The sequence below is a fragment of the Streptomyces microflavus genome, from assembly GCF_014650075.1.
Taxonomy (GTDB): domain Bacteria; phylum Actinomycetota; class Actinomycetes; order Streptomycetales; family Streptomycetaceae; genus Streptomyces; species Streptomyces microflavus.
Window position 1 is genome coordinate 135,080 of sequence record NZ_BMUG01000006.1, and the last position, 18,136, is coordinate 153,215.

The 18,136-nt window shown below is 68.4% G+C and carries 4 protein-coding genes; all 4 read right to left on the reverse strand.

Features of this window, described 5'->3' with window-relative positions:
* Nucleotides 1–105 precede the first annotated feature (105 nt).
* The 4 genes from IE264_RS18745 to IE264_RS38425 are packed head-to-tail and all read right to left on the reverse strand — an operon-like array spanning nucleotide 106 to nucleotide 18,120.
* On the reverse strand, nucleotides 106–2,430 hold the full coding sequence (locus IE264_RS18745) for a UvrD-helicase domain-containing protein (RefSeq protein ID WP_032753571.1): 2,325 nt from the start codon (nucleotides 2,428–2,430) through the stop codon (nucleotides 106–108).
* Complete coding sequence (locus IE264_RS18750; protein ID WP_190167669.1) at nucleotides 2,430–9,278, reverse strand: DEAD/DEAH box helicase; 6,849 nt, start codon at nucleotides 9,276–9,278, stop codon at nucleotides 2,430–2,432. The genes IE264_RS18745 and IE264_RS18750 overlap by 1 nt, the downstream gene beginning before the upstream one ends.
* Entirely contained in the window at nucleotides 9,275–14,956 is a 5,682-nt protein-coding gene (locus tag IE264_RS18755) for a hypothetical protein (protein ID WP_032753573.1), read from the reverse strand. Before IE264_RS18755 ends, IE264_RS18750 begins: the two co-directional genes overlap by 4 nt.
* On the reverse strand, nucleotides 14,956–18,120 hold the full coding sequence (locus tag IE264_RS38425; protein ID WP_267884096.1) for an SNF2-related protein: 3,165 nt from the start codon (nucleotides 18,118–18,120) through the stop codon (nucleotides 14,956–14,958). Before IE264_RS38425 ends, IE264_RS18755 begins: the two co-directional genes overlap by 1 nt.
* Nucleotides 18,121–18,136: the final 16 nt, after the last annotated feature.

An 18,136-nucleotide genomic window follows, 5' to 3' on the forward strand; every position in this document is an offset into this window, starting at 1 on the left:
TGTGGCCGTCGGAGCCGGGACCGCAAACCATGGGAGATCCCTTCTTGGTGACGCCGGTCGCACCGGCAGGGCGAACCGGGGTGGACGGTGCCGACGTCTCCTTCACTATTGGGAAATATAAGGGCTCGACGTCCCGTGCCAGCTGATGCGGAGGGTGTCGCGGGCGCGGGTGGCGGCGACGAAGAGGAGGGAGCGGGCCTTGCGTTCCTCGCGGGCGTAGCGCTGGGGGTCGGATTCGCGGTAGCGGTCGATGACTGCGGTGCGGGGAATGACACCGTCGCGGGCGCCGACGATGGCGAGCTTCTGGTATTCGAGGCCCTTGAAGCGGTGCATGGTGCCGACGTGGACTTCGCCGTCGCCCTTGACGCCGTCCTTGGTGAGTTCGGCTACGGTGATGCCGGCCTCGGTGGCGAGGTAGTACATGACCTGGTTGACGGAGTCACGGTCGGCGACGCAGACGGCGATGTTGCCGCGGGGGTCGCGGCGCGGGTTGTTGCCGTCGCCAGAGGTGAGTTCCTCGCGCCAGGCGTGGAGAGTGGCGGCGAGTTGGGTGAGTTCGTCGTCCCAGGTGTCGCAGGGGGCGAGTTCGGGGACGGGGCCGCGAAGGACGGAGCGGTAGCCGGCGAGGGTGTCGGTGCCGTCGTCGAGGTCGTCGTATGCGGGAGCGTTGCCCTTGGCGTCGACGACCTGCATCGCGCGGGCGAGGATCTCCTTGGTGGTGCGGTAGCTGAGGGTGAGGCGGGAGGAGCGGCCTCGGATGTTGACGCCGACGGTGCCGAGTGTGACCTGCTGGTCGTAGATGCGCTGGTAGGTGTCGCCGGCGATGAACATGTCGTCGAGGCCGGGGGCGACCATGGCGCGGAGCATCTTCCAGTGGGCGGGGCGCAGATCCTGGGCCTCGTCGACGACGACGTGCTGGTAGCGGTGGGCGATGTAGCGCATGCCGGAACTGTCGTCGCGGTGGATGAGGTCCTTGCCGCCGACCTCGTCCTTACGGTCCTGCCGGGCCTTGATCTTGGCGGCGCGTTCCATCTCGAAGCGGGCCGCACGTTCGGCTGCCTGGCCCCACGTTTCGCGGTTCTCCTTGTCGAGGCGGGCGGTGAACTGCTCGAGGATCTTCCAGATCTGGGCGCGTTCCGGGCGGCTGACGGACCGGCCGCGGCCTGCGCGGCGGGCGTCGAAGTAGGCCTTGCGGTTGCCGAGCGACTGGCCGAGGATCACCTGTTCCCATTCCTCGTAGAGGAACTCGGGCTCCCAGCGCTTCTCGTCGAGTTCGAACAGGAGGCGCTGGAGGATGCCGATCGCGACGCTGTCGTAGATGCGCTGCTTGCCGGTGCCGCTGAGTGAGTTCTCGTTGAGGACGCGGGCCGCGAGCTTGTCGATGTTGGTGATTTCGACGCGGGCGACGAGGTCGGGTTCGAGGAGGGAGGAGAGGCGCGCGCGGAGGTCGACGGTGAGGTTGGTGGTGAAGGTGGTGAGCAGGATGGGCTTGTTGTGGCCGGGAGGGAGCTGCTGGGCCAGGTGCTTGACCCGGTGGAGGGCGACGATCGTCTTGCCGGTTCCGGGGCCGCCGGAGACCCGGGCGGGACCGTTGTAACGGCGGTCGACGAGCTTGGCCTGGGCAGGGTGGAGGAAGACCTTCCAGGCCCGGAAGTCGCCTTCCTCCAGTACGACGCGGAGGTCGTCGTCGATGGTGGTGACGGTGGTGCGGGCCAGCGCCGCGCCGAGGTCGTCACGTTCGGTGTCGGCGAGTTCGACCTCGACGGGGGCCGTGATCTCGCGCCGGACCTCGTCGATGGACATCCCGGCGGCCAGGCCGTAGAGGATGTCCTTGGTCAGGAGTGGGGCGCGGGAGACCAGCTGGTCGAGCTCGCCGCTCTCGGTGACGGCGAGTGCGAGGTCGATGAGCTGTGCGGCGACACCGAGTGACCGCAGGTCTTCGCTGGTGATCCCGGAGAGGAGCGGTGCGGCGGGCTTTACGGCGACCGACTCGTGAACCTCCGGGGTCGGCGCCGGCTGCTGGAGCTCGGCCTCGGGCGTCGGGTCTACCGGGGTGAGGGTGACGCCGGCGCGCTGCAGCACGCTCTGCCCGACGACGGACAGGTCGACGAACTCGATCTCACCGGTGACGCGGTTGATCGCGACGGAGAGTTCTTCGTAGACGTGCTTGCGGTGGCGTACCGCGACGACGAGCCATCGCTCCTGGCCCTGCTCGTCCACGCCAGCCTTGGCGAGGAGGGCGCGGTAGGACTGGTCGATCTTCGCGCGGAAGACCCGTCCGTCGCCCTTGAGGGGCTTGAGGTCGAGGCCGGGGTGGTCGGGGTTCTGCCGGAATCGGTGGCAGAAGTCGTAAAACTTTCCCTTGACCGAGCGGTCGAGCTTGTACAGCTCGTGTTCGGCCTTCTCGTACAGGCTGAGCCGGGCGGTCATCAGGAGTGGGAGCCTTCCGTGTCGGGGAGGAGTGTCAGGAGGGTGTCGAGTTGGTCGAGCCAGTCGGTGGCGGTACGTACGGTCCAGCCGTCGTCGGCGTACGCCTCGTCGCGTTTGCGGCGCTCTTCTTCGGCTTGTGATCCGTGTGTGTCCGGCGCCACGACGACGGCGATCTTGATTTGGGAGTCGTCCCAGGCGAAGTCCGTCGGCCAGCCGCGTTCGCCCAGTTCGTAGCCGAACACGGGGGCCTTCTTGCCCTTGGCGGCGATCTTCTTGGCCAGCCGGGTGAGGTCGGATTCCGGTTCGTCCTCTTCCAGGAGCTCGAGGATGTCCTCGTCCCAAGCCCGGTCCCGCAGGACGCCGGCGACTATCTTCTCCAGGGAGGACTCTTCCGTCGATTCGGCGTCGGCCGCACCGGCGAGCACCGCGGTGCGGCTTTCCACCACCGAACTCCCCTCGCCGACAGCCGGGTTCCGCTGGACGATCAGCGATTCCAGTTCGCCGACGCCGCCGCCGATGGTGAGGACCTCCACCGGGTAGTCGGCGGCCTGGCTGCTCGCGAGCTGGATGCCGTCGCCGCCGGCGAAGGCCAGGAACTGCAACAGGTTCGACCAGTACAGCCAGGACCGCCACATCAGCTTGTGTTCGGCGGTGCCCAGGTTCTCGGTGCGGTCGTTGAGTACGGCGATGGCGCTCCACCCCGGCTCCTGGCCGGAGGCGTCCACGGTGTAGATCAGCGGCAGCCCGTTTTCGTCCACGGCGTGCAGGACGAGGATCGCTCCGTCGCCCTCCCCGGCTTCCGGCCCCGGCGCCTGACCGCGGCCGAGGGCGGTGAGGGCGGCACGTACGGCTTCGCGTGCCTGGCCCCGTTCGGCCTGCTGTACGAGCGGCTCCGGCGTGCTCATCAGCCCGCCGACCAGCGCCTTGGCCCGTCGCCCCCATGCGGTACGGGAGGGCTGGCGCAGGTAGGCGAGGAGCGTGTCGATGGGGTTGGTGAACACAGCGGCCGAGTAGTGGGCGCGGTCGCCGCCCAGCTCCTCGTACCACTCCTTGGCGGTGTCCTGGCCGATGCGCCGGTAGGGCGGCCACACTGGCTGCGCCTTGGCGGCGTCGCCCTTTTCGAAGAGCTCCAGGTCGTCCCAGGTGATTTGGAAGACGATGTGCCCGTCGGCCCGCAAGTGGTTGCGCTTGGTGCAGTCGGGCGCGATTTGGTTGTGCTTGCGGCTGGCGTGGTATCGGTGGCCGTCGAGGTAGACGGTGACGAGTCGGCGGGGGCCGTCGGTGGATTCGAAGGTGAAGTCGGTGCGGGTGTGCTCCATGTTGCGCTGGGCGGTGAGCCGCCAGCCGGTCGAGCGCACGGACTCGGTATCGGCGGCCTCTCCCGCACTGGCCGTGGGGCCGGTGAAGCGGAGGTAGCCGCTGTTCGTTCCGCTTTCGTCGAGTGCGGCGTCGTCCTGGTTCTCGCTCCACTTGCGCAGGGCGGCCAGGAAGCGGGCTTCCAGGTCGGACTCGACCTGCTTGTCCAGGCCGATCAGTTCGGTCGACGCCACTTTGGTGACCGCCCACCCGTCGACGGGGTTACCGTCGGCGTCGCGCAGCGGCTCGCCGTTCTCGTCGACCGGGCCGAGGAGGTCACCGAGGATCTCCAGGGCCTCGTGGCGTGAGACGACGTCCTGGTGGCGTTCCTCGGTGTAGCGGTGCAGACAGCGGTGGCAGGCCCGCAGACCCTCGTCCTGACAGGGGCAGGCGAGGAGCGCGGCACGGGCCTTGAGGAGCATCTCCTTGAAGTCGCCGGGGTCGGTCAGCCGGTCCAGATATCCGGTGCCGCCGGGGAGCCGGTCGAAGAGCACCAGGAAGTGGCGCTTCTCGCCGGTAGCCTGGTCGGGCATACGGGCCAGCGTGGTGTCCAGGTGCGCGGGGTCGCCGCCGAACTGCCGATCGACGCCGAGCCGCAGTGCAGCCTTGAAGGAGTAGATCTTCTCCTCGACGAGCACGGTGGCCGCCGGAAGGAGCACCCGCAGCGCCTCGGTGTTCAGCTGGTGGGCGAGGAGCACCGGCTGCTGGGGCACAGCAGCGGCCTTCTTCCCACGCCGCAGCGGGCACCACGGCTGGTGGTGCTTGACCTTCGGGTTGCGGGCGGCCGAGGAGTCCAAGGCGTCGGTGGCGTGGTCGAAGACCGGTTTGCCGTCGGCGGTCGCCGCCCCGCACGCGGTGCACACGTGGAACGGGGCCATGCGGACGTCCTGCCCGGCGAGCTCGTCCTCGCTCTGGCTGTCGAACCGCATCGGACCGACGTTGATGCGGCGAATCACCGCCTTGCGGCAGTAGTCGACGCCGAAGGTGTGGTGGGCGTGCCGCCAGGACGCGCCGTGCTTGATCTCCTCCCGGGGGATGTCCACCGCGTCGATGACGGTGTAGTAGCGCTGTTCCCGGTCGTCCTTGTCGTCGCCGATACGGGCGTCCTCGCGCTTGTCGCGGGAGGTGACGGTCGTGGGCTCGATGACCTGGTGCAGGCAGGAACCGTCGTCCGCGATCCCGGCGCTGCCGCAGCGCGGGCATGGCGAGCGGTCGTCCATGGCGTCCTCGGTGCGGACGTAGCCGCACTCCTGGCAGAACCGCCATGCCTTCCAGTCCGGCTGAGAGGGGCTGCCGATGTCGATGCCGGTGATCTCGTGCTTGTAGCCGTTGACGTAGAACGTGTTGCCGGGAGCGAGTTCGGACAGGGCGTAGCGCCGGGGCCGGTCGTAGGAGCGGATCTTGGAGTCGAAGCGGTCCCGGCCAGTGTTCGGATCCATACCGTCGACCCAGTACAGCGTCGCGTTGAGGGTGGTGACGGAGTCGATGAGCGCGTAGTTCGGCAGCAGCCCGAGATCACACAAGGCCTGCTGGGCGGTAATGAGCCCGAGCTTGCTCAAGCGCTTGCCGAGCGCCCGGTGCTCGGCGTCGAGTTCGGCCTTACGGTCGCGCTGCTCGTCCTCGGTGTCGTGGAGTTCGTCGCGGGCCTCCGCGATGTACCGCAGTCGCCGCCGCAGCACCTCCTCGGCGTGGAGCCACTGTCGCTCGGCCCGCTCCACCGCGCTGCGCAGCCCGCGCCCGGCGAAGGCCCGCAGGTCGTCGGCAGCCTGTTCGTTGACGCCGACGGGGAACAGGTCCAGGAACCCCTCGACCAGGTTCGAGGCGTTCGCGAGCGCCGCTTCGACGAGATCGGCGAGGTATCCGGACGGGCCGAAGAGGGCCGGGGCGTCCCGTACGACTGCGGGCAGCGGACGGCCGTCAGTGCGCGACAGCCGGCCCCGCGCGGCGAGGTCGAGGAGGTGTGCGAGGTACTGGCGGCGCAGGATCTCGATGGCCGACAGGTGACTGCCCGGCGGCACGATCTGCCCGGCGATCATCTCGCGCGGCTGCTCCAGGTAGTACAGGTCTCGGCGGCTGCGGTCGGGGATGGTCAGCAGGAACGCGTTTCCGGTACGGCGCCCGGCCCGGCCCACCTGCTGGGCGTAGTTGGCAGCGCGCCTCGGCAGCGCGGCGAGCACGACGGCCGACAGGTCGCCGATGTCGATGCCCATTTCGAGCGTCGGCGTACAGGACAGCACGTTGGGATCCTTGAACCCGCTGCCGTCCTTGAACGCCGCTTCGACCCGCTCCCGCTCCGGCCGGGTCAGCATGCCCGTGTGCTCAGCCGTGATGACCTGGTACGTGCCCGCCTTCCGGTACAGCCTGCGGTAGTAGTCCTCGCGGTAGTTACGGTCCCGCTGATGCTTGCCGAGCCCTTCGGGTCGGTCGCCCGCGACGAGATGGCCGGTGCGGCAGCGGTAGGACGGGCAGCGCTGCCCGTCCCACTGCGCGAGCAGGCCGGGGTGGACGGTCTGCTCCCAGAAGCAGTTCGGGCAGCGGACAAACGCCTCGTTCACCTCGGCGTCCTTCAACAGCTGTACGTCGATCGCGCCCGGCTTCAGACCGTAGACGCGCAGGCTGCTGTCGGTCGGAGTGCGCACCGAGAGCAGGCCCGCTTCGACCAGCGCGGGCAGGAGCCGCGACCAAAACTCCGCGGCCTGCTCTCGTGGCAGCCCGAGCGTGCGCTGTGCCCACCGCTCGTACCAGGACAGACGGCCGGTCGCGAAGTCGAACTCGCTCTTCGTCTTGGGTGCGCTGAGCAGGAACACCGGGGCCGCGATGCCCTTGGGGAAGGCGCGCATACCGGGAGGCCGCTTGCCCCAGATGAAGTACCGGCTGGTACCGGCCTCCGAGAGGTACCCCTCCAGCCACTTGTGACCGATCGCGCCCCGGGTCCGCAGCCGCTCCAGGAAGATCCGCAGGAACCCGAGGTAGCGGGCGTCGTCCTGCTCGATGACCGGCAGCCCGCCGCCGTGCCCGTACGGCTCGGTGTGCGCGGCTTTGACCAGGGCGATCGCGGCGGCGGGGTCCTCGATGCGCACGTGGGCGGCGGCGGTGCGGGTGAGTTCCAGGGTGCGGCCGTTGCGGGAGCGGAAGCCGAACTCCATCAGCGCCTCGAAAGCGAAGCGCTCGCCGATCAGCTCCCAGGTCTTCCTGTCCCCGCCTCGTCCCTGACCGGACAGGAGCCGCTTGACGCCCTTGAAGTCGTGCAGGTCGGTGGGGACGACGGCGGCAAGGGTCTCGCGGTCGGTGGTCGCCGCGACCACGTCGGCGATCAGATCGTGCAGCGCGGTCGGCGTCTCCTCCGACAGGTGCTTCTTGAACAGTGCGCGCAAGGAGAAGGTGTACGAACGGCTGGCCACGAATCCGGCCCGGTGTGCGGCATCCTGCACCGAGTCGTTGAACATCAGGGTCTTGTCCTCACCCTGCGCCCTGTCCATCTCGCCGCCGGTGAACAGCTGGGTAACCGAAGCCGCGGCGAGGGCGGCGGCACCGGTGCCGAGGAAGCGGATCGCGTTGTGCGAGCCGCAGGCCGGGCACCAGTCGTCCTCTGCGGCGGTGGTCGCTGTGTCCCCGAGGTAGACGAGGACGAAGGCCGAGTCGGAGCCCGCCAACCGGGGCGCGCCGGTCTCTTGGTCGTAGTCCTCGACCGGATCGGGCAGCCGCAGGCGGCGCTTCGGCCCGTCTAGTACACGCAACTGCCCGGCGTTGGTGGCCGCGAGGGCGGTGCTGCCGCGGCCCGCACCGCGCCCGGCCTCGTCCATCGGGGCGGCACCAGAGCCCTCCTGGGCCTCCTTCTCGGTGGCCGCTATCAGGTTCCGGACCCGCATCTTGTCCTGGCTGACCGAGGCACGCCGAACCTTGTGCGTGTCGACCTGTACGTCCGCGTCGTCGGTCTCCGGGGAGAACACCGCCCAGCCCGAACGCCCGCAGTCACGGCAGTAGACAGCGGGCAGAAACAGGTTCGCGGCCGCGCCCGCGGTCGCCGTCGTCACCGGGGCGGTACGGGTCGGCTGCTCGCCCGAGTGATGGGCGGAACCGGCCGAGTCCCACTGGAACTCGGCCTTGGGCCACGGCAGCACACCCCGCACTACCCGCGACACCGAGCGCGCCCACTGATGCACCTCGACCTGCACGAAAGGCCGCGGCCGCTCGGGTGTGGATGCCGGATCACGAGCCACCGAGAGCAGCGCCAAGAGCCGGGCGAGGGCGGACGCCGCCACTTCCGGCTGCCGGGTGATCGCCTGCCCCCAGGAGAACGCGCCCCGCCGCCACATCAGGTCCAGCACCTCGGGCACAGTCCGCACCTGCCCGTCCAGGGCATGCATCACCGCCGAGGTCAGCATGTGCTTCTTCAACAAGCCGCCGAGCACGAGCGGGTCGGTCTCGCGGGTGCCGGTGACGGCCTCGACGAGCGCGAGGAACTGCTCTTCGCCTAGCGAGGGGTCAGGGAGGGTGGCCAACTCGTCCGGGACCGGGATCGGGAGCATCGGATCGAAGCCGGAAGGCGGCACGAACTCGTCCACCGTCTGCCGGTGCTCCCCGATGATCGAGGACGCGTCGAACTCCGTACCGAACACCTGCGTCGCGACGTCGAGCAGCTGGCGGACCCCGTCCTGGTCCGTGCTGTCGGAGGCGAGCGTTGCCGAGGTCGCCACCGGGCAGATCCGCCCCAGCGGACGGCCCTTCTCCGCCACACCGACCGCCGAGGCGAGGCGGCGCAGGAGCATCGCGACGTCCGTGCCCTGCGCACCGTCGTAGGTGTGGAACTCGTCCACGACCACGTACCGGATGTCCGCGTCCGCCCACAGCGGGGCGTCCTGGGCCCGCTGGAGCAGCAGGTCCAGCATCTTGTAGTTCGTGATCAGGATGTCGGGCGGCGAGATCTGCATGTCCGACCGGCGCGTGTAGACCCGGTCGTAGTGCGTCGACGCCTTGTCGCCGATGTAGAGCCCGGCCCGCACCTTCTTCAACGCCTCGTGCTCACATAGGAGCTCGTTGATGCGCTGGGCCTGGTCGGTGGCGAGCGCGTTCATTGGGTAGAGGATCACGGCCTTGACCCCGGCCCGGCCGGCCGCCCGCTCGCGGGCGCAGTGGTCCAGTACGGGATAGAGGAACGACTCAGTCTTGCCGGAGCCGGTACCGGTCGTCACGAGCGTGGGTTTCGGCGTACGGCCACCCGCCGAGGACAGCCGCTCGAAGGCCTTCGCCTGATGCGCGTACGGTGTCCAGCCGTCGGTCCGCCGCCAGTCCAGATACCTGGTCCAGGACGCGTCGGCCGCGACGAACGGTGTGCGCAGGCGGAGGAATGGCCCTCGGAACATCCCGGAGTTCTCGTCGCCCAGGAACCGGTGCAGCGCCTGCCGCGCGCCCTCGTCGGTCAGCGCGTACGTGGTGGACAGGTACTGCAGCAGGCTTTCCTTGAGCCCCTGCGCCTCGAGCGTCGGCCTCACGGCTTGGGTACCTCCTGCGTGACCGGGTCCCACTTGCCGGCTTCGACGGCGGCGTCGAGACGCTTCTGGAAGTAGGCGTGGGCCTCACGCATCTCGGTCTCGCGGTTGGCCTTGTAGAAGGGGGCGGCATAGCCGGTGGGGGCGGGTGGCTTCTCGGCCTCGGAAAGGGCGTCGTTCCTCTGGGCGGCCTGGTACTTCTCGAAGGCCTTCCAGTGGTCGCTGGTCTGACCGTGACCGAAGGTGTACCGATTCCCGGCGATCTTGCGCTCGGCGGAGTCGAACCAGGTGACCGAGTCGAAGTCCTGCATGATCGGGAAGCGGGCCCGGTACATGGTGACGAGCGTGTCCGCGTCGATGCCGAGCCAGACGGCGACGAGCGCATCGATCTCCACGAGGGCAGCCCGGCGGGCGTATTCGGTACGGAGGGGGGTGTCGCGTTGCCAGGTGGGGGTGACGGCGTGGAGCTCGGTCGTCATGTGCGGCCAGGGGCGGGCCCAGGGCTCGTAGGCAGACCAGGTGGGGTCGTGGAGCTCCTGCCAGAGGTCGGCGTAGGCGGTGGTGAGGGAGTTGAGGCGGAGAGTGCGGAGAAGGAGGGCGGGGGCTAGGGGGTGGTCGGAGGAGGGAGCGGGCATTGCATGTGATTCGGCCAGCTGGAGGTCTCCGCGCCCAGTCGTGCGCAGGAAATAGTCCAAGGGAAGCGCTGCCCAGAAACCTCCGACCAGGCAAGTCGTCTTGTTGCTCTGAAGTCTTGCGCTATAGATCATGTGGATGTGCGCAGGGGCGGGCGGAATCAGCGCGGCGAAGAGCGCACGTTCCGTGTCAGGCGCAATCTGACGACGCCACGCCCACCGGTAGAAGCTTGTGTACGGCTTAGTCGACCGGGCTACCAACACGGCGTCCACTGAGCCGTACTCGACTTCCTTTGGCAGGCACTTCAGCTTCTCGGCCAGCGCCTCACGCACCGCACGGATCTCGCACTCCGAAGCCCGCAGTCGCTCCAGCTCGACGTGGTCCAGCCACTGGTCCTGGGCAGCCCTGTACGTGGCTTCGTCCGCGACCCGCCGGTACTCCGACTCCGGTACCGCATCTGACGCAAGCTCGACGTGGTTGAGCCCGAGTACCTCGCCGCCGCCCTGGCTAGGCTGCTTAAAGAAGGGGTTGGCGACACCAAGCTGCGGTCCCTTAAGGACGATGTCCCTCCAGCTATCCGTCTGATAGTCCTCACGATCCTTGAGGTCCTTGTTGTAGTCGATCAACGGCGTGTCCTCACGAGGTCCGTATACCGACTTCTTGGCAGCCCCCTCATCGAACCCGATGGTGATCTGCGGCGCCAACGCACCCAACCGCCGTGGATACGCAGCCAGTGCGTCGATGGCTGGGTCCTCGGCGGTGCTCACAGGGGTGAGGAGACGTGCCCGTTCCACGGGGATATTCCGCTCCCCGGACAGCTTTTGCCACCGCGCCAGGGTGTTCGTGGTGACTCGGACGACACGCTTGCTGTGGGGGCGCTCGTCCCAGCCGCCGTCGAACTTGACGCCTGGTGCGTCACCGCTTCCGTCGTGCGCACCCGAGAGCCGGAACGCATCTACGGAGAAGAGCCACGACAGATGCTGGAAGTCGATCTCGCCGGGTGTGCCGTAGATGTGCACGCCAAAGTGGCTGGACCGGCCAACTGGTGGCGGGAAGAACCGGTTTCCCGCATTGACGAAGTCGCCGTGCATCCGCAGCCTGCGGTACGCAGCCTCCCGGAGTGCGGCCTCCTTCACACCGGTGAAGTGCGTGTCGGGATGGACCAGCCCGGTACTACCGAACGCTGCTGTATGCCGCCATACTTGGCACATGAAGGCGCGATAGAGATCCGGCTTACTCCCGGCGATCAGCGGATACACCTGCGGCGCCGCCAAGTGGTCCGCCACCGTGACCGTCGACGTCACCTCACCCAGCGCATATGCCGCCACCTTAGGCTTCGCCAGCTCCGCCTTCCGTCGCCGGTGCTTCTCTGCCGCCGCTGGCTTCTCCGTCAGCATGAACCAGGGTTCAAACTCCGCGATGACGGAGTTCTCCTTCCACTCCGGCCGCACCCACGGCGGATTCCCCACCTGAAGGTCGAAACCGCCACCCTCGGCAAAGGCCAGCGCGAAATCCAACTCCCAGTGCAGGAAGCCCTGGTCCTCGGCGATGTCACGGACCGCACCCATCCAGGGGAAGCGCGCCTCCGGCTCCCACTGGTCCATGTCCATCTCAGTCTCCTCCTGGATGAGCTGCTCGTAGTCGCTGAGCTCCTCCAGGGTGTTGAGGGACCCGATGAGCGATCCGGCGTCCGGGGCCGGGCCACGGCCGAGCATGGCCTCCAGGAAGTCCAACCAGTCATCGAGGTCCTTCAGCGCGATGAGCGGGCGACGGGCGGGGCGGGACTGATCAGGGGCGGGCTGCTTCCTGGTCTTCACTGTTGTCTTCGACGGGCCGACCTCCTTGACCTCCACATGGACCACGCCGTCGGAGGATGCCTCTATGTCGGACATCGAGATCTGGTCGCCCTCCATGGCGAAGAGCATGGTGTTCTCCACGAAGCGGGGAGCGCTCGTGGGCATGGGCGCGGGCGGGGACGGAGGCGGGGTCACCCCGGCCTCCGTCGCCGACGTGACCTTGACAGGCGGCACCGCATCGCCCGGCACCACCGTCGCGGTCATCGCCTCGATCAGGTCGCCGATACTCCCCGCGCCCTCACCCCCCACCACCGGCGCACCTGCATACGCGTCATCCGCCCCGTCGAGCAGCCCCGTCTTCCCGACCGGCCAGAACCACAGAGCGCACCACGCGTCCATGACGCGCTTGAGCCGCCAGTACGGGGTTCCCGCCGCGCGGAACAGGTCCGCGTACACCTTCTCCTTCGACATCCGGACGGCGGCGGCATCCGAACTACCCCCATCGCCCTCGGACCGCCGCAGGAAGGCGAACTCCTCGTCCTTCGTGTCCGCGCCCCAGACGTCGATACTGCGGGCGATCTCCCGCTCCGACAGCTCCATCCGCTTCACGACCAGCGACCACAGGAACTCCGCCCGCCGCGCGGCATCCCGCAGCCGCGTGTACTGCGAGGCCGCCTCGTCGCCGGACTTCCGGTCGAGGATCGGCTCGCCAGTCTTCCTGTTCAACCGCCGCGCCGGCGTCTTCAGGATCCCCTTCTTCCACTCCGCGAGATCCTTCACCCCGCCCTCGGCCAGCTGCACGAGCAGCTTCTTCGCGTCGCCGCTCGCACCCGTGACCGCCGCCCATCCCGGTGTCGGCAGCAGGAACTGGTGCACCGCCCCGTCCGGCAGCGGCTGCCCGGCCCCATCCTTCAGGAACGGCAGCGGTTCCGGCGCGAGCGGCTTGGCGCTGAGCCAGGGGGCCTTGCCCTTCAGCGGGGCCACGTCCCTCGCCGCGTACACGGCCCGCCGCCCGCCGATCAGCGAGTTGCCGCGCCGCAGATGCAGCCCGAACCACGGGGCCCGCATCCCGGGATGCATGGTGTTCAGCCACATCGAGACCTCGGCCAGCTCGACGCCGGTCGCGTTGAGGTCCACGCCGTAGGCGTTGTGCAGGGCGATGTACGCCTTGGCCTTCTGCTTCTCCGTCAGCGCGTCGCCCGTCGGTACGGAGACACCCAGCTCGTCCTGCCGGCGCCGCAGGTATTCCTCGGCGACCTGGTTGATCGCCTCGTTGAGGAACGCCCCCGAGCCCAGCGCGGGCTCGCAGATCCGGTACTTGAGCAGCTCTGATGCGCGCGTCTTGACGACGTTTCCGTCGGCGTCCCGCTCCTGGTCGAGCCGGTGCTTGAGCGCCAGCTCGACGGTGACCTTCGTCAGCGACTCGGGTGTGTAGTACGAGGCGGACGTCTCCCGGTCACGGCCGGCCAGACGGTACACGAACCGGCCCGGCGGGTACTTCTTCGGGCCGCGCAGCCCCTTCACCGCGTCCCGCTCGTCGTACGTCACCCAGGTGTTCTCGGGGTACTCCTTGAGCCGCTGCGAGGGCACCAGCCAGGAGCCCTTCGCCGGGTCGCCGCCCTTGGCGACCTCGCACAGCTCCTCCTCGGCGATGATGCCGGTGTACGACATCAGCCCCTCGTACACGGCGCCGAGCTGGTTGATGCCGAGGTTGCGGTAGGAGATAAAGCCCGCTCGACCCCCGGGCCGTTCGGCCTTCTTCAGGGTCAGCAGACGCAGTACCTCGTGCAGGGCGCTGTTGCGCGGCCGCAGGTCCAGCCAGCGTGGTTCGTTGTCCTCGTCGCTGCGCGGGTCGCGGGTCTCGTTGCCGATGAGGCGGACGGACCCACGCTCGAAGAGCTCGCTGCGCAGGGGCTCGAAGCGCAGTCCACGGTCCTCGCTCCGGTACTTCGCCTTGCGTCGGCGGGTGTCCTCGTCGTCGCCGGGCAGGCCGTCGTTCGGCTCGGTGCCATAGGGCCGGTAGCCGTTGTTGACCTTCTTGAAGAGGACATCCAGCGAGGCGTGTAGATGGAATCCGTTACGAGCCGTCTCCTCGGTCAACAGTTCGTCGCGCTCCACCAGTTCACGCAGGCGCGCCATCGAGTAGCCGGCCTCGTAGGAGCCGTCGTCGGCGGGCAAGATGCCCAGTTCGGGACGGGCCTCGGCGTACAGCAAGAACAAAATGCGATAGAGGTAGCGCAGCGACTCCCGGGTGAGCTGCCGGGCGAACGTCAGGTCCGGGCGCTCGATGTCGCGCGGGTCGAGCCCGGAGTCCTCCAAGCGTTTCAGGACCGCGTTGGCGATGATCTCGACGGACTTCTGGAGTCCTTCGCGCAGCTCTCCGGAGACTCCGACCGCGTTGTCGCGGGACGCCTTGACCAGCGCGTCAATGGCCGGCGGTTTGCCGTCCTCGGCCGGTGCGAGTACGTCGTGGCTGAACAGGCCCGCGATTGTGGCGAGTTCGCCGTGCTGACGGCGATCGTTGCGCTCCAGGGCGGCGTCGAGGTTGGCGGAGAGGTAGCGACCCTCGCCCCAGGCATGCCGGTCGGCGAGGACGATGACGCCGCCACACAGGAGCAGTACGAACCGCGGGGCCGCGCCACCCTCCTCACCCAGCTCGCTCTGGAACAACCAGGTGGCGAGAGCCTGCCCGGTCTCGTAACTCTCACCGCTGCCCGCCCGCAGCGGGTGGAGCAGGCGGCCGTACCCGTCCGCATCGAGCGCCGTGTCGTTGCTCGCCGACCAGCCGCAGTCCAGGGCTACGATGCCGTCGCTGTGCCATGCCACGGTCACCTCGTGCTCGCGCCCGGCGCGGTGCACGGTCAGGGTCCGTGCGGTGGGTTCCGCTGAGACGGAGGGGAAGCCGAGCGCAGCGAGGACCTGCCGGTGCCAGTCCTGAACGCGCTCGCACCACTCCTCGTCCCCGTAGGTGTTGAGGCGGGCCTCGAAGGCTGCGGCTTCCGGGTACTCGTCATCCTGCTCGTCGGCCTTGGCCTGCTCGGCGAAGAAGCCGCGGTACTTCTCGTCCAGGTACGTCGAGCGCAGCGTCCGCACCGACTCGCGCGGCGTGGGGCGCGGGTCGTGCTCGTCGCTCTCTCGGTTGGCCCAGGTGGCGAAGACGCCCTTCTTGAGGCCGTCGCCGAGCTGCTCGGCAAAGTAGAACGCGGACAGGTACTCGCCGCGGTTGGAGAAGGAGTCGAAGTCGGTACTCATCAGGCGATCGTCTCTCCGGCAACAGGCGCAGCGGATACATCGGTGACGCCAGCAGGCGTCGCGGACAGCGGTTCAAGGACGCCGAGCAGGCGCAGCATCGGCGCTCCGGAGGTCCGTAGCGACCGGATCATGGACTTGCGACGGCTCGCCGTGAGGTTCACGTCCTGCTTGGCCTTCTGCGAGCGGGTCGAGGCGGCGAAGAGGGCGTCCTGCTGCCACTGGGCGACCCGCTTCTCGTACGGGGCGAGCACCGAGTCGACCGCCTCCTTGTACTCCGCCGCCCGGTCGGTGAGGAACCCGGTCGCCGCGTCGACGGCCGCCGGCACCAGCGTCTGGAGCCCCTCCCGGTCGGCCGGGGTGGCGCGTCCGGGCATCTTCGGGCCGACATTGCACGCGGCAAGGAAGGCATCATCGATCCGTAGAACGCGCGGTGCGGTGGGCAGGCCGACGACGGCCATCCACTCCACGACGGTAGGGCGGCCCACCGCGTTGGAGTAGATGCCCTGGATCAAATACACCGGACCAGCCAGGTCAGCCGGTAGCTGCTCGTCCAGCGTCCCGGCCGCTTCGAGATCGGGGGCGAAAGCGAGAACGAACGCCTCGTCGTGGCGCAGGGCGGCCAGAGCCTTGTCGGTCACCCAGTCCAGGACGGGATGGACGTCCGACACGTAACTGACGTTGGGCCACTGGCTCTCGGTGGTCTCCCGGGCGACCTCCAAACGCTTGGCCGCGAGCCCCTTGTCGAAGGTGAGCCGCAGCCGGCCCTCCTTCTTCGAGGTAGGCAGGATGCCCTGGTCGGTCAGGTACGACTTGGGCAGCGACTTCAGCCGGTACACCAGGTCCGGCGGCGGTTCGAAGGCGATCGTGCCATCGTCCTCACGGCGTAGCTTGAGTACGTTCTCCGGCTTGTCGGGGAAGTACGTCTGGCGCAACGCCTCGTCGAAGTAGGCGGCCGTGGAACCTGCGGCGCCGAAAAGGCTCGGCACCGTGGCGACGGGCACGTCATCGGTCGGCTTCTTGGCACCGACGTTGCCCATCAGCCGGCCGAGCATCGCCTTGGCGCCGCCGCTGGACTTCTTGATGGACTCCTCGACCGTCCGCCCGGAGATCAAGTCTCGCGTCAGGCGATCCTCTTCCTCCTTTGCCCGGTAGATACCGGTGACGGCCTCCGCCGAGCCCTCGATCCGGTGCGCCTCCTCCTCACGGGCCAGGAGCTTGGAGCCCACCAGGCGGTCGTCCAGATGCAGCGGCTCGCCCTTCTCACCCGTGCGCCACTCCACATCGCCGGTGAGGACTATGGCCCGGAACTGGGGGGCCTTGCTCTGTCCGTAACGGTCGATACGGCCGTTGCGCTGCTCGATGCGGATCAGCGACCACGGAAGGTCGTAGTGAATCAACTGGTGGCACTGCTGGTGCAGGTTGACGCCTTCGGAGGCGACATCGCCGGTGAACAGGATGCGGACCGGGTCTGTCTTCAGCCCGAACTTGGAGACGATGTCCTTCTGCTCGTCCTCGTTGCTGGCCTCGCCGTGCATGACCTGGATCGCGCCGCCGTAGGCCAGCCAAGGCTTCGACTCCGTCACGGACTCCTCAAGCTTGGTCCCGGCCCGGAAACCGAGCCTGGCCGGGACAACCTCGGCGAGCCACTTCAAGGTGGGGATGCGCTCCGAGAAGACCACGACCCGCATGTCCGACCCCGGACCCACACCGATCTCCTTCAGCTCGCGCACCAGGGCGTCGAGCTTCGCGGAGTCGTCGTCGCCGATGTTGGCGGCAAGGCGCTCCAGCTCCACGATGGCCTCGCGCTCGATCCGGCGCTCGGCCTCCCTGGCCGTCGGATCCTGCCCCCTCCTGACCTTGAGGGGAGCCCCCAGGACCTTCCGCCGCGCCGCGACCGAGTCCTGGAAGGCTCGGTGTGAGGACAAGAACGACTTCAGCAGGTTGTAGGCCACCATCGTGTCCGCACATACCGAAGAAGCGGCCGGATCGCGCGGCGTCCACCGCGCGGCGAGCTCCTCCAGGACCGCCCGCTCCTTCGGGTTGGCCTCGCAGACCACAGGCATGGACGGGCCACGGTCGGCCCACTTGCCCTTGAGGGAGTCACGGACCTCGCGGTCGGTCTTGGTCCGCCGGATGTACAGGTGGCCGAGGTCCTTCACCTCGTACTCCGACGTGTTCGCGATCGCCGTCTTGTCCAGCATGCGGATCAGCTCGGCGAAGGACTCCGTCGCACCGTTGTGCGGAGTCGCAGAGGCCAGGATCAGAGCGTCCGTGTGCTCGGCCAGGGCGCGGGCGAGGTCGTTGTTCTTGGTGCCCCGGTTGACCAGGTTGTGCGACTCGTCGATGACCACCGCGTCCCAGTGGGAGTTCTCCAGGTGGTGCGCGTAGACGTCGCTCTTCAGGGTGTCCACGGAGATGATCGCGCGCTTGAAGTACGCGAACGGGTTGCGGCCGGCCGGGATGTCCCGCTGGATGCGCTGGATACCGGTGGAGTCCAGGCGGACCAACGGGATGGAGAAGCGGGTCCACAGCTCCCGCTGGAACTGCTCCAGGACGTGCGCCGGAGTGACCACCAGGATGCGTTCACCGCGCCCCCGGCGGATGAGCTCGGCGAGCAGGATGCCGATCTCCAGGGTTTTTCCCAGCCCCACCACGTCGGCGATCAGGACCCGCGGCTGCGGATTCTCCTTCGACAAGGCCAGTTCAGCGGGGCGCAGCTGGTGGGTCTGCTGGTCCATGAGGAAGTTGTCAGCCAGCGCGAGACCGTGCTCGGTCTGCGGGAGCGCGGTCTTGCGGATGACCGCCTCCAGGTAGAGGCGGGCCTTGCGGTGGTTCGGTGAGTCATCCGGGACCAGAAGGGTCTTCTTCGGGTCGAGGGCCTCGATGTAGTCGAGCTTGTCGTAGAAGGCGGCGTCGGTCCCGCGGACGAAGGAGGAGACCCCGGTCGCCTCGACCATCCAGTCCTCGTCACCCACCGGCGTAACGGTTTTGACCAGCCACTGCTCGTCCCGGACCCGGACCTGCGCGCCCGGCGCGTACTTGGCCTGGCGGGTCAGGGAGGCGGCACCTGTAGGGCCGGGAACGGCGGAATCCACGGCTTCATCCGCAGCGTCCTCCGTGTCGAACGCGCCCTGACCGTCACCGGTCTCCGTCACGCTGGTCACGTACCGCTCCATTCCT

Excerpts from the sequence above, each read along its gene's own strand:
- IE264_RS18755 (WP_032753573.1), bottom strand. The coding sequence starts at position 14,956 with ATGAGTACCGACTTCGACTCCTTCTCCAACCGCGGCGAGTACCTGTCC.
- IE264_RS18745 (WP_032753571.1), bottom strand. The coding sequence starts at position 2,430 with ATGACCGCCCGGCTCAGCCTGTACGAGAAGGCCGAACACGAGCTGTAC.